The sequence below is a fragment of the Pseudomonas sp. Pse79 genome, from assembly GCF_024519615.1.
GTDB lineage: Bacteria > Pseudomonadota > Gammaproteobacteria > Pseudomonadales > Pseudomonadaceae > Aquipseudomonas > Aquipseudomonas veronii.
Map to the genome: position 1 here is coordinate 267,253 of NZ_JALJRR010000003.1, position 12,535 is coordinate 279,787.

A 12,535-nucleotide genomic window follows, 5' to 3' on the forward strand; every position below is an offset into this window, starting at 1 on the left:
GCGAGCTTGCTCGCGAAAATCGTCAACGATGACGCGGGCATTTTGAATGCACGCGGCGCGCTCAGGTTTTTCGCGAGCAAGCTCGCTCCTACAATAAGGCGATAGTGCGCTTAGATACCCTGTGGGGTCTCTTCGCCGCCCAGTGCTTCGATCAGCGCCGGCAGGAATTCGCCGAAGGTCAGCATCATCAGGGTAAAGCTCGCGTCCAGTTGGCCCAGGGCTTCGTCGCCACCGTCCTGTTCGGCCTGGTCCTGCAGCAGGTCTTCGAACTTCAGGCGCTTGACGGTCATCTTGTCGTCGAGCATGAAGGACAGCTTGTCCTGCCAGGCCAGCGACAGTTGGGTCACCACTTTGCCGGTGCTCAGGTGCAGCTGGATTTCTTCGCTGGTCAGGTCCTGGCGCTTGCAGCGCACGATGCCGCCGTCTTCGTGGGTGTCGCGCAGTTCGCATTCGTCGAGGACGAAGAAGTCATCGGCCGGTTTCTGGGTGGTGACCCAGTCGGTCATGACCGCGGTTGGCGCGGTTTTCACGGTGAGTGGGCGCACCGGCAGGGTGCCGATCACTTCACGCAGGGTCGACAGCAGGTCTTCGGCGCGTTTCGGGCTGGCCGAGTTGACCAGGATCAGGCCCTGTTTCGGCGCGATCGCGGCGAAGGTCGACGAACGACGGATAAACGCGCGCGGCAGGAAGGCCTGGATGATTTCATCCTTGATCTGGTCCCGTTCCTTTTTATAGACCTTGCGCATTTGCTCGGCTTCGATCTCTTCGACCTTCTCTTTCACGGCGTCACGCACCACGCTACCCGGCAGGATGCGTTCTTCCTTGCGCGCAGCGATCAGCAGGAAATCACCGCTGACGTGAACCAGGGGAGCGTCTTCGCCTTTACCGAAAGGTGCGACGAAACCGTAAGTGGTCAACTCCTGGCTTGCACAAGGGCGCGCCAGTTTGGTGGCCATTGCAGTTTCCAACGCCTCGGCATCAACAGGCAGATCTTGGGTCAGGCGATAGATAAGCAGGTTCTTGAACCACATGGGGTGAGTCTCTCCTTTATACAAAGGGGGGCATTATTGTCTTGATAGCGGCTGAGGCCAACCCTGCCTAAGCCATTGGAAGGGCTGAAAAAAAAGATTTAAGAAAGTGCTTGCCAGACCTTGGGTCGCTCCGTAGAATGCGCGCCACACCGAAACGAAGGGTGATTAGCTCAGCTGGGAGAGCATCTGCCTTACAAGCAGAGGGTCGGCGGTTCGATCCCGTCATCACCCACCATTCGCTTCAAGTGTTACGCGCAGCGGTAGTTCAGTCGGTTAGAATACCGGCCTGTCACGCCGGGGGTCGCGGGTTCGAGTCCCGTCCGCTGCGCCATATTCGGTAACCTGGAACGCTGAACGCCAGGTCACCACAGAAAGCCCGCTCATCGAGCGGGCTTTTTTGTGCCCGGGATTCGGCGCCCTGGCGACGCCGCCCAACCTGCGTTCGCTGTGTGGTGAGATCGATCGGCGGTACACTTTCGCGGGCAATCTTCCGAACCAGCTTACTTCTCGCGCTTTTTCACGCGCGGCAGGGGACACCTCGAAGGCGGCAACATACGGTGAATATCGATACCCGCATCAAATTCCGCCATCTGGTGTGCTTTCTCGAAGTGGCGCGCCAGGGCAGTCTGGCGCGCGCCTCGGAAAAATTGGCGATCAGCCAGCCGGCGCTGTCCAAGACCCTCAAAGAACTCGAAACCCTGCTGACCGCCACTTTATTCGTGCGCAGCAAAAGTGGCGCGGCGTTGACTGAAGCCGGAGTGGCTTTTTTGCGTTATGCCGGGCCGAGCGTACAAGCGCTGCGAGAAGGGGTGAACAGCCTGCGTGCCGGCGAGCACGAACCCTTCACCGCAAGGCTCGGCGTGCTGTCCACCGTGGAAAGTTTGCTGGTGCCCGAGGTCGTCTGTCGTTTGCATGCCCGACATCCCGCGTTGGTCGTGAGCGTGGTAACCGGGCCGAGCGCGTACCTGTTGTCGCAATTGCGTGTAGGGGAGTTGGACCTGGTGGTCGGACGCATGACCGATAGCCCGCAGATCCTGGGGCTGATGTTCGAGCATCTGTACAGCGAATCCATGACCCTGGTGGTGCGTAATGGCCATCCGCTATTGGCTGACCCGCAGGCGCATGAACATATCGAAAATTATCCGCTGGTGTTGCCGCTGGCGGGGACGACGATCCGCAAATACGCCGACAGCCTGTTTGTGCAGCACGGCATCAGCCCGCCGCGCCAGCGTCTGGAAACCCTGTCGTTGATCTTGAGTCGGCGTTATGTGCAGGGCAGTCAGGCGATCTGGGTCGCGCCTTTTGATGCGGTCAGGCAGGACCTGAATCGAGGTGATCTGTTTGAGTTGGAGTTGGGTATTCGTGAACCCGGTGGTTCTGTGGGGCTGTGCAGCAATCCCTCGCTGACGATGTCCATGGCGGCTCAATGGTGCGTGGAGGTGTTGCGCGAGGTGGGCGCGGAATATCGCGAAGGCAGCTATCCATAACCATTTGGATATGGATAGGGTCGGTTTTTTCAGTGTTGGAGGGCGCCTGATCAGGCGAGACTGGGGCGGTGATTGCCGGTTAACCAGCGTTCACCCCTGATTTTCATCCATAACAAAAAGGAAACCGACATGTCTGATGCGGACAACAGCCGTTTCGTCATTCGTGATCGTAATTGGCACCCCAAAGCCCTGACGCCTGACTACAAAACCTCGATCCTGCGTTCCCCGCGTCAAGCCTTGGTGAGCATTCCCCTATCCTGCTCGGAAACCAGCGGCCCGGACTTTTCCCACCTGAAGATGGGGCAGCACGATAACGATCTGCTGCTGAACTTCAATCACGGGGGCTTGCCCATCGGCGAGCGCATCATCGTCGCCGGTCGGATCTGTGACCAGTACGGTAAGCCGATTCCCCATACCCTGGTGGAAATGTGGCAAGCCAATGCCGGTGGTCGCTATCGACACAAGAAAGACAGCTATCTGGCCCCCATCGACCCTAACTTCGGCGGCGTCGGCCGTGCCTTGACCGACCGCGACGGCAACTACAGTTTTCGCACGGTCAAGCCCGGCCCGTATCCGTGGCGCAATGGTCCCAACGACTGGCGCCCGGCGCATATTCACTTCTCCATCAGTGGCCCGTCGATTGCCACGCGATTGATCACCCAGCTGTATTTCGAAGGTGACCCACTCATCCCGATGTGCCCGATCGTCAAGTCGATCGCCAATCCGGATGCGGTGCAGAGCCTGATCGCAAGGCTTGATATGAGCATGGCCAATCCCATGGATTGCCTGGCTTATCGCTTTGATATCGTTCTGCGCGGTCAGCGCAAGACCCACTTCGAAAACCGTTGAGGAGGCACGTCCATGCCCGTTGAACTTCTGCCTGAAACCCCGTCGCAAACCGCCGGTCCTTACGTGCATATCGGCCTGGCGCTGGAGGCGGCAGGCAACCCGCCCCGCGAGCAGGAAATCTGGAACGAAATGGCCAAGCCTGGTGCGCCGGGGGAGCACATCCTGTTGCTGGGCCATGTCTATGACGGCAACGGTCACCTGATCCGCGATGCGTTCCTGGAATGTTGGCAGGCTGACCACGAAGGCGTTTACGACAGCGACTACAACCTGGAAAAGCCCTTCAACGGTTTTGGCCGCACGGCGACCACGGATACTGGCGAGTGGCAGATCCATACCGTCAAGCCGGGCACCGTGAAGAACGCTGCAGGTGTGCCGATGGCGCCGCACGTCAATGTTTCGCTGTTCGCGCGGGGCATCAATATTCACTTGCAGACCCGGGTGTACTTCGACGACGAAGCCCAGGCCAATGCGGTCGATCCGGTGCTGAATCTGATCGAGCAGCCTCAACGTCGGGAGACGCTGGTCGCCAAGCGTTGCACGGTTGATGGCAAGTCGGCTTATCGTTTCGATATCCGCATACAGGGCGAAGAAGAAACAGTGTTCTTCGACTTCTGACGGAGGGGGGGCACGGCAAGCCCGCTCATTGAGCGGGCTTTTTGCGGTCTGGGCTTTGGAAAACCCGGTGCGGGGTGACCTGATAACGGGCCATCGGGTAAACGCAATAGCGCCGCGTTTGGCCCAGAAGAAGCCCGTTTTTACCGGGGCGCGCCGCTCATTGAAAAATATTTAAAATAAATTGCATTTAAATCAACACATTGCGGATTTTTCGTATATGATGCGGCCCACACCGAAAGTGAAGGGTGATTAGCTCAGCTGGGAGAGCATCTGCCTTACAAGCAGAGGGTCGGCGGTTCGATCCCGTCATCACCCACCATTCGCTTCAAGTGTTACGCGCAGCGGTAGTTCAGTCGGTTAGAATACCGGCCTGTCACGCCGGGGGTCGCGGGTTCGAGTCCCGTCCGCTGCGCCATATTCGGTAACCTGGAACGCTGAACGCCAGGTCACCACAGAAAGCCCGCTCATCGAGCGGGCTTTTTTTGTGCCTGCCATTCAGCTCGGTGCTCCCTGTGCGGCCTCGGCGTGGAGGGGCGCGATGGGGCGTCGACCGAGGAAAATCAACACCGCCGCCGCCGTCAGCAGGGTGAAGCCCGCCAGCAGTTGCAACAAGTTGTTGAAGCCGGCGATATAGGCCGTGCGCAACACCGCCACGGGCAGGCTCGCACTGGCGTGCTGCACATTGCCCATGACCAGGCTCTGCGCAATGACGGAAACGTCCAGCGCCGTGTGCTGCGGCAGATGACGCGCAACCAGGGCGCTCAACACCGCCAGGGTAACCGCCAGCGCCACGCCCTCACTGGCCACGCGTGTGGTATTGAAAATCCCCGCCGCCATGCCCGCACGTTCTTTGGGAACCACGCTGATCGCCAGCCCGTCCATCAAGCCCCATGGCAACCCGGTGCCGATGCCGATGATCAGCATCGCGACCACTGTCTGCCACGGCTGGCCGACCTGAACCAGGCTCAGCGCATACAAGCCCGCCGCCGCGATCAGCAGGCCAATGGCGCACAGCACGCCCGCCGACAGCCAGCGCGTGAGCGTCGCCGCGAGCATCGGCACCCCCAGCATGGGCGCTGACAGTGCGAGCATCATCAAGCCTGCCTCGGACGCGCCGTGGCCTTCGACACCGATAAAGCGCAGCGGCAGCAACACGATCAGGACGATGTAGCAGTAACAGGTGCCGATCGGCAGCAGTTGCACGCCAAGGAAGCGCGCAAAGCGAAACAGCTGCAGGTCGAGCATCGGGTGGCGGACGCGATGTTCAACGAGGATAAACACCAGCAGCAACACGGCGGCCACCGCCAGCAGGTACCGCGTGCTCGCCGCGCCCCAACCCTGTTCCGGCGCGAGGATGACCGCCGTGGTCAAGCTCACCAGCATGGCCGAAAACGTCAGCACGCCGGCCGTGTCCAGGCGCAGTGCCCGGGGATCGCGGCTTTCCCGCAGGGTCGGCGCGGCGAGCATGAGCGAGAGGCCTGCCAGCACGGCCGTGCCGAGGAAAATCGCGCGCCAGCCCCACTGTTCGATCAGCAGCCCCGACAACAGCGGGCCAAACGCCAGCCCCGCGCCGAAGGTGGTGCCCAGCAGGCTGAAGGCGCGCGTGCGCGCATGCCCGTCAAATTCCTGGGCCAGCGCCGCACAACCGCTGGCCAGCGCGATGGCCGCCGCGACGCCCTGCAGTGCGCGCAAGGCATCCAGCCAGAGCATGCCCGGTGCCACCGTCAGCCACAGGGAGGCGCCAGTAAACAGTGTCATGCCCCATAAAAACAGGCGCTTGCGCCCATAGCGGTCGGCGAGGGTGCCGGCGGCCATCAACAAGCTGCCGAAGCTGAGCATGAACGCGTTGGTGATCCACGCCAGTTGCGTGGGGTGGGCGGCGAATGTCTGGCCGATAAATGGCGTGGCGACAGCGCCGCCGGTAAAGCTCATGGGCAACACCAACGCCGCCAGGCAAATCGCGGCCAGGATGGCATGGCGGCCCGGGGCGGGCAGGGTCTCGGTGGTGGTGTGCATGGGGGGCATTCCGGCTGTTTTATGAAGACAAAGACTCTAGACAGGATGCAATCGTCGATAAACAGCCTTACATTCCACTCATAACGGACTGAATGGATGTAATGGCGTGACGGATAATCTCAGCGGCGTGATCGCCTTCGTCAAAACGGCAGAAGCCCTCAGCTTCGTGGGGGCAGCGCGGGCACTGGGGGTTTCCGCCTCGGCGGTGGGCAAGAATGTCGCCAAACTCGAAGCCTCGCTGAATGTGCGCCTGCTGCACCGCAGCACGCGCAAAGTCGGCCTGACCGCCGAAGGTCAATTGTTCTACGAGCGCTGTCGGAAAATTCTCGACGACCTGCACGACGCCCGCGCCATGCTTTCCCATGCCATACAAGCGCCCCGTGGCAAATTGCGCGTCAGCCTGCCGACCATCGGCTACCGCTTTCTCTTTCCGCATATGCTCGCGTTCAGGCAGACCTACCCGGAGATCGAGCTGGAACTGGATTTCAACGACCACCTGGTGGATGTGATCGAGGAGGGCTTCGACGTGGTGATCCGCAGCGGCGGCCTGGCCGATTCGAGCTTGATGGCCCGCAAGCTGGGGCCGTTCAGGTTTGTGCTGTGTGCATCGCCCGCGTATCTGCGCGAGCACGGGCGGCCGGCAACCCTCGCCGATCTTGAGCGCCACCCATGCCTGCGTTATCGGTTTGCCACCACCGGCAAGATCATGGACTGGACGTTGTCCGCCAACCCCGCGATCACGGCGTTGCGCCTGCCCACGGCGCTGACGTTGAACAATATGGAAGCCATGCTCAGCGCCGCCGTCGATGGCCACGGCATTGCCTACGTGCCGGACTTTCTCGCCCGCGAAGCGCTCGCCCAAGGGCAGTTGGACACCGTGTTGGAGGGCCATTGCGAGGACGAGGGCCAGTTCTGGGCGTTGTGGCCGTCCAGTCGCCATCTCTCGCCGAAAATCCGCGTGTTCGTGGACTTCGCCGCCGCGCGCCTGTTCACAACCCGACCAACCGGTAGCCCACCTGCAACTCGGTAATGAAGTACTGCGGCTGCGCCGGGTCGGCCTCGAGTTTTTGCCGCAAATGCGCCATGTGTACACGTAGGTAGTGGGCGCGGTCGACGTAGTCCAGGCCCCACACGTCCAGCAGCAGTTGCCGGTGAGTCAGCACCCGGCTCTGGCCGCGAATCATCGCGCAGAGCAAGCGGTACTCGATGGGCGTCAGGTGGACCGGCTGGCCCGAGCGCGACACTTCATGGGTGGCCAGGTCGACCTCGATCTCGCCGAACGCCACCTTGCTGGTCGCCACCACGCTGCCGGTCTGCCCATGCCGGCGCAGTTGGGCGCGAATGCGTGCGAGCAGTTCGGGCACGCCGAACGGCTTGGTCAGGTAGTCATCGGCGCCAGCGTCCAGGGCGGCGACTTTTTCCTCTTCGCGGTCACGCGCCGACAACACCAGGATCGGCACCGCCAGCCAACCGCGCAGTTCGCTGATCAGTTGTTTGCCATCGCCGTCCGGCAGGCCGAGGTCGACGATCACCAGGTCCGGCTGACGGCTGGCGGCATGGATCAGCGCGCGTTTGACGCTGTCGGCCTCGAACACCTGAAAACCTTCATCTTGCAGGGCAATGCCGACAAAGCGGCGGATGTTGGCCTCGTCTTCAACAATCAGAATGCGTGCAGTGCTCATAAGGGTTCCATGACGGGCGGGGTGCCCGCCGGTAGCGTGATGATGAAATGCATGCCGCACGCGCGGCCGGGGTTGGCGTCGATGCGCCCGCCGTGAGCCTCGACGATACGTTTGGCCAGCGCCAGGCCCAGGCCGATGCCGGCGACGGACGATTCCTGCTGGCCGCGGGTGAAGGGTTCGAACAGATTCGCCGGCGCATGGCCGGGGCCGGTGTCGCTGACCTCCAGCACAATGCCCTCGCCGACCTGGCTCGCGGCCACGCGGATAGCGGTGCCCGGCGGGGTGTACTTGGCGGCGTTGTCCAGCAGGTTGACCAGCACCCGCTCGATCAGCAGCGCGTCGACTTCAACCAGCGGCAAGTGCGCGTCGAGCGTGGTGTGGACAGGGTGCCGCGCCAACGGTTCGCGCAATTGGCGCAGGGCGCTGCCGACGATTTCTTCCAGCGAGTGCCATTGGCGGTTCAGGCGCACGCCGCGTTCTTGCATGCGTGCCATGTCCAGCAGGTTTTCGATCAGGCGCTGCATGGACGTGGCTTGTTCGTGGATGCCGTGCAGCAGATCGGTCAGCGGCCCCGGCGGGGCGTGGGGCAGGGCGGTGTCGGCGGCGCCGATCAGCGTGGTCAAGGGCGTGCGCAGGTCGTGGGAAATCGCCGCGAGCAGGGTGTTGCGCATTTTCTCGCCTTCCATCTGCACCAGGGTGCTTTGCGCCACCTCGACGAAATGCACACGCTCCAGGGCAATCGCCAGCTGGCTCATGCAGGCTTCGAGCAGGCGGCGTTCCTGTGGGTCGTTCAGGCGCTCGCTCTGCGCCAGTTCCAGCACCAGCACGCCGCGCACGCGCATCGGCGCTTTGAGCGGCAAGTAGCAGCCCTTGGCCGCCGACAGGGTGTCGGTGCCGTGGCCGGCGGGGCGGCCGTGGTCGTAAGCCCATTGGGCGATGCTGTCGTCGATCGGCAGCCCGCCCGCGCTGACGCTGTGTACGCCATCGGCGGCATCCGGCAGGGCCAGGCCGACCCGGGCTTCGAAGACGCCGCTGAAGGTGCGCAGCGCGACTTCGCTGATGTGCTCCACGGTCAGCGCGGCCGACAGGTCGCGGGCCAGGCGCGCCAGGGAGGTTGCGCGGCGTTCGCGCGCGGCAGCGGTGCGCGCTTCGTGGCGCAGGCGCGCGGTGAGTTGGCCGGTGATCAGGGCGATGCCGAGCATCAACGCAAAGGTGAAGAAATATTGGGTGTCGTTGACGGTGAATGAATAGCGCGGCTGTACGAAAAAGAAGTCGAAACACAGCACCGCGAGCATCGCGGCCCACACGCCGGGGCCGCGTCCATAGCGCAGCGCCACCAACACGACGGTGAGCAAAAACAGCATGACCACGTTGGCCAGGTCGAACACCTGCAAGAGCAGGGCGGCGCCGGCGCTGGCGGCGAAACAGGCGAGGCTGGCCCAGAGGTAGGCCAGTCGAGTGCCGGGCAGCGCCGCGGGTTTTTCGTGCACGACGGGCTTGCCCGGCAGCAGGCCGTGGGCAATCACGATCTGATCGATTTGGGGGTGATGGCGGCTGATCCGGTCGCTGACCGACTGATGCCAGAACCGCCACCGGCGGCGCGGATGATGGCCGAGCACCAGGCGATTGGCATTGTGCTCGCGGGCGCAGGCGACCAGGGCTTCGGCGACGTCCATGCCCGGCAGTGTGGCCGTGTCGGCGCCGAATTCGCCGGCCAGGGCCAGGGTCTTCATCGCGCTCAGGTAGCGCTGGGCGCCGCGTCCCTGGGCCGACGCGACGTGGACCACAATCCAGTCCGCTTCCAGCTTCTGCGCCAGGCGCGCCGCTTCACGCACCAGGCGTTCATCGCCAGCGTCACCGGCCACGCCGACCAGCAGCCGTTCGCGGGCCGGCCACAGGGCCTTGATCGACTGTTCGCGGCGGTACACGCGCATTTGCGTGTCGACCCGGTCGGCTGTACGCCGCAGTGCCAGTTCGCGCAGCGCCAGCAGGTTGCCCTTGCGGAAAAAATGTTGCGACGCACGCGACGCCGCCGGGCCCAGGTACACTTTGCCGTCCTTGAGGCGTTGCAACAGATCGTCCGGCGGCAGGTCGATCACCACCACGTCGTGGGCGTTATCGAACACATGGTCGGGCACGGTTTCGCGCACGCGGATGCCGATGATCCCGCTGACCAGGTCATTCAGGCTTTCCAGGTGCTGCACGTTGAGGGTGGTCCAGACATCGATGCCGGCGCTGAGCAGCTCTTCCACGTCTTGCCAGCGTTTGGGATGGCGCGAGCCGGGCACGTTGCTATGGGCCAGTTCATCCACCAACACCACGGCGGGATGGCGGCGCAGGGCGGCGTCGAGGTCGAATTCGCTGAGCGCGAACTCGCCATGCTGCAGCGCGGCGCGGGGCAGTTGTTCCAGGCCATGGAGCCACTCGGCGGTTTCCGCGCGGCCATGGGTTTCCACCACCCCGGCCAGTACGTCGCGGCCCAGGGCGACTTCGCGTTGCGCCGCGGCGAGCATGGCGCAGGTCTTGCCCACCCCGGCGTTGGAGCCGAAGTAGATACGCAATTTGCCGCGCAAGGCGGCCTGTTCTTCTTGTTGTACCCGCGCCAGCAGGGCGTCGGGGTCGGGGCGTGCATCGTTTAAGGCGGGCATATTCTTCCTCTGGTTGTCTGTAGGAGCGAGCTTGCTCGCGAAAAACCTGAGGGTGCCGTTGGGTGTCAGGTTTCCCGCGTTATCGTTAACGCCCTTCGCGAGCACGCTCGCTCCTACAGTGGATGGGGCGCTATACGAGGCCCAACCCCGTCAGCAGCAGGTCGATCAGCTTGATCCCGGCAAACGGCACCAGCACCCCGCCCAGGCCGTAGATCAGCAGGTTGCGGTTGAGCAACGCCGCCGCGCCGATCGAGCGGTAGGTCACGCCACGCAGGGCCAGGGGAATCAGCGCGACAATGATCAGCGCGTTGAAAATCACCGCGCTGAGAATCGCCGAGTTGGGGCTGGCCAGGTGCATCACATTCAATGCGCCGAGCTGTGGATAGGTCGCGACAAACGCCGCCGGGATGATTGCAAAGTACTTCGCCACGTCATTCGCCACGCTGAAGGTGGTGAGGGCGCCGCGGGTCATCAGCATCTGTTTGCCGACCTCGACCACTTCGATCAGCTTGGTCGGGTTGCTGTCGAGGTCGACCATGTTGCCGGCCTCTTTGGCTGCCTGGGTGCCGCTGTTCATCGCCACCGCCACGTCGGCCTGGGCCAGCGCCGGCGCATCGTTGGTGCCGTCGCCGGTCATCGCCACGAGCTTGCCCTGGGCCTGGTAGTCGCGGATCAATTGCAGCTTGTCTTCCGGGCGGGCTTCGGCGAGGAAGTCATCCACGCCGGCCTCCACCGCAATGGCGGCAGCGGTCAGGCGGTTGTCGCCGGTGATCATCACGGTCTTGATGCCCATGCGCCGCAACTCGGCGAAGCGTTCCTTGATGCCGCCCTTGACCACGTCCTTGAGTTCGACCACGCCCAGCGCCTTGGCACCGTCGCTGACCACCAGCGGCGTGCTGCCACGCCGCGCGACTTCATCGACCTTGGCCTGCAAGCTTGTCGGAAAACTGCCGCCCAACGCCTCGATATGGCTGCGAATCGCGTCCGCCGCACCTTTGCGAATCGCCCGGCCTTCGGGCAGGTCGACCCCGCTCATGCGGGTTTGCGCGGTGAAGTGGACAAAGCTGGCGCCCAACTGGTGAATGTCCCGCGCGCGAATGTCGAACTTCTGTTTGGCCAGTACCACGATGCTGCGGCCTTCCGGGGTTTCATCGGCCAGGGACGCCAGTTGCGCGGCGTCCGCCAACTCGGCCTCTTTTATCCCCGGCGCCGGCAAAAAGCTGCTGGCCTGACGGTTGCCCAGGGTGATGGTGCCGGTTTTGTCCAGCAGCAACACGTCGATGTCGCCCGCCGCTTCGACCGCCCGCCCGGAAGTGGCGATGACATTGGCCGACATCATCCGGCTCATGCCCGCCACGCCGATGGCCGAGAGCAGGCCGCCGATGGTGGTGGGGATCAGGCACACCAGCAAGGCCACCAGCACCGTGGCGCTGACCACGCTGCCGCTGCCGCTCATGACCACGGCGAAGATCGAGTAAGGGCTCAGCGTGGCGATCACCAGCAGAAACAACAGGGTCAGGCCCACCAGCAGGATGGTCAGCGCCACTTCGTTCGGGGTCTTCTGGCGCTTGGCCGATTCGACCATCGAGATCATGCGGTCCAGAAACGACTCGCCGGGGTTGACGCTGATACGCACCACCAGCCAGTCCGACAGCACACGGGTGCCGCCGGTGACCGAGGAAAAGTCGCCGCCGGCCTCGCGAATCACCGGTGCCGATTCGCCAGTGATCGCGCTTTCGTCCACCGACGCCACGCCTTCAATCACGATGCCGTCCAGCGGCACCAGGTCGCCGGCTTCGATCAGCACCACCTGATCTTTGCGCAGCAGCGTCGCTTCCGTTGGCAGCCACGCCGCGCCGTGCTTGGGCTGTTGCAGCAACTTGGCCAGGGTCTGGCGTTTCATGCCGCGCAGGCTCGCGGCCTGGGCGCGGCTGCGTCCTTCGGCCAGGGCCTCGGCGAAGTTGGCGAACAGCACGGTGAACCACAGCCACAAGGTGATGCTGAGGATAAAGCCGCTGGGCGCTTCACCCTGGCCGCCCAGGGACTGGAACCACAACAGGGTGGTGAGGATGCTGCCCAGGTAGACCACGAACATCACCGGGTTTTTCCATTGCGCCTGGGGCTGCAGTTTCTTCAGCGCATCCCCACACGCGGTGAGGACGATGGCGCGATCAAACAGAGGTAAACGAGCATTCTTCATGAGGGAA

At 63.3% G+C, this 12,535-nt stretch carries 9 protein-coding genes and 4 tRNA genes; 8 read left to right on the forward strand and 5 right to left on the reverse strand.

Features of this window, described 5'->3' with window-relative positions; genetic code table 11:
- Positions 1-110: 110 nt before the first annotated feature.
- Positions 111-1,031, reverse strand: coding sequence for a recombination-associated protein RdgC (gene rdgC, locus NR164_RS06840; RefSeq protein WP_017846844.1), 921 nt, complete (start codon positions 1,029-1,031; stop codon positions 111-113).
- A gap of 159 nt (positions 1,032-1,190) precedes the next feature.
- Here rdgC and NR164_RS06845 point away from each other — a divergent pair.
- The 7 genes from NR164_RS06845 (at position 1,191) to NR164_RS06875 (ending at position 4,397) form a co-directional block, all read left to right on the forward strand.
- Positions 1,191-1,266: transfer RNA gene (locus tag NR164_RS06845), tRNA-Val, on the forward strand.
- A 19-nt stretch (positions 1,267-1,285) separates the two neighbouring features.
- Positions 1,286-1,362: transfer RNA gene (locus tag NR164_RS06850), tRNA-Asp, on the forward strand.
- 226 nt (positions 1,363-1,588) lie between these two features.
- Positions 1,589-2,518, forward strand: coding sequence for a pca operon transcription factor PcaQ (gene pcaQ / locus NR164_RS06855; protein ID WP_256822526.1), 930 nt, complete (start codon positions 1,589-1,591; stop codon positions 2,516-2,518).
- A gap of 129 nt (positions 2,519-2,647) precedes the next feature.
- Positions 2,648-3,367 carry a protocatechuate 3,4-dioxygenase subunit beta gene (pcaH, locus tag NR164_RS06860; RefSeq protein ID WP_256822527.1) on the forward strand — a complete coding sequence of 240 codons (720 nt, stop codon included), beginning with the start codon at positions 2,648-2,650 and terminating at the stop codon, positions 3,365-3,367.
- 12 nt (positions 3,368-3,379) lie between these two features.
- Positions 3,380-3,982 (forward strand): protocatechuate 3,4-dioxygenase subunit alpha, encoded by a 603-nt coding sequence (gene pcaG / locus NR164_RS06865; RefSeq protein ID WP_256822528.1) that lies wholly within the window; start codon positions 3,380-3,382, stop codon positions 3,980-3,982.
- Positions 3,983-4,225: 243 nt separating this feature from the next.
- Positions 4,226-4,301, forward strand: a tRNA-Val gene (locus NR164_RS06870).
- A 19-nt stretch (positions 4,302-4,320) separates the two neighbouring features.
- Positions 4,321-4,397: transfer RNA gene (locus NR164_RS06875), tRNA-Asp, on the forward strand.
- Between the two features lie 80 nt (positions 4,398-4,477).
- On the opposite strand, the gene NR164_RS06880 is transcribed toward NR164_RS06875, so the two are convergent.
- Complete coding sequence (locus NR164_RS06880) at positions 4,478-5,998, reverse strand: MFS transporter (protein ID WP_256822529.1); 1,521 nt, start codon at positions 5,996-5,998, stop codon at positions 4,478-4,480.
- A 106-nt stretch (positions 5,999-6,104) separates the two neighbouring features.
- Between NR164_RS06880 and NR164_RS06885 the strand changes: the two genes are divergently transcribed.
- Entirely contained in the window at positions 6,105-7,028 is a 924-nt protein-coding gene (locus NR164_RS06885) for a LysR family transcriptional regulator (protein WP_046384153.1), read from the forward strand.
- Here NR164_RS06885 and NR164_RS06890 read toward each other — a convergent pair.
- The 3 genes from NR164_RS06890 to kdpB form a co-directional block, all read right to left on the reverse strand.
- Positions 6,988-7,680 carry a response regulator gene (locus tag NR164_RS06890; RefSeq protein WP_046384152.1) on the reverse strand — a complete coding sequence of 231 codons (693 nt, stop codon included), beginning with the start codon at positions 7,678-7,680 and terminating at the stop codon, positions 6,988-6,990. The genes NR164_RS06885 and NR164_RS06890 overlap by 41 nt on opposite strands.
- Positions 7,677-10,328, reverse strand: a complete 2,652-nt coding sequence (locus NR164_RS06895) for a sensor histidine kinase KdpD (protein ID WP_177032448.1) — start codon at positions 10,326-10,328, stop codon at positions 7,677-7,679. Before NR164_RS06895 ends, NR164_RS06890 begins: the two co-directional genes overlap by 4 nt.
- A gap of 130 nt (positions 10,329-10,458) precedes the next feature.
- Complete coding sequence (gene kdpB / locus NR164_RS06900; protein ID WP_108524447.1) at positions 10,459-12,528, reverse strand: potassium-transporting ATPase subunit KdpB; 2,070 nt, start codon at positions 12,526-12,528, stop codon at positions 10,459-10,461.
- Positions 12,529-12,535: the final 7 nt, after the last annotated feature.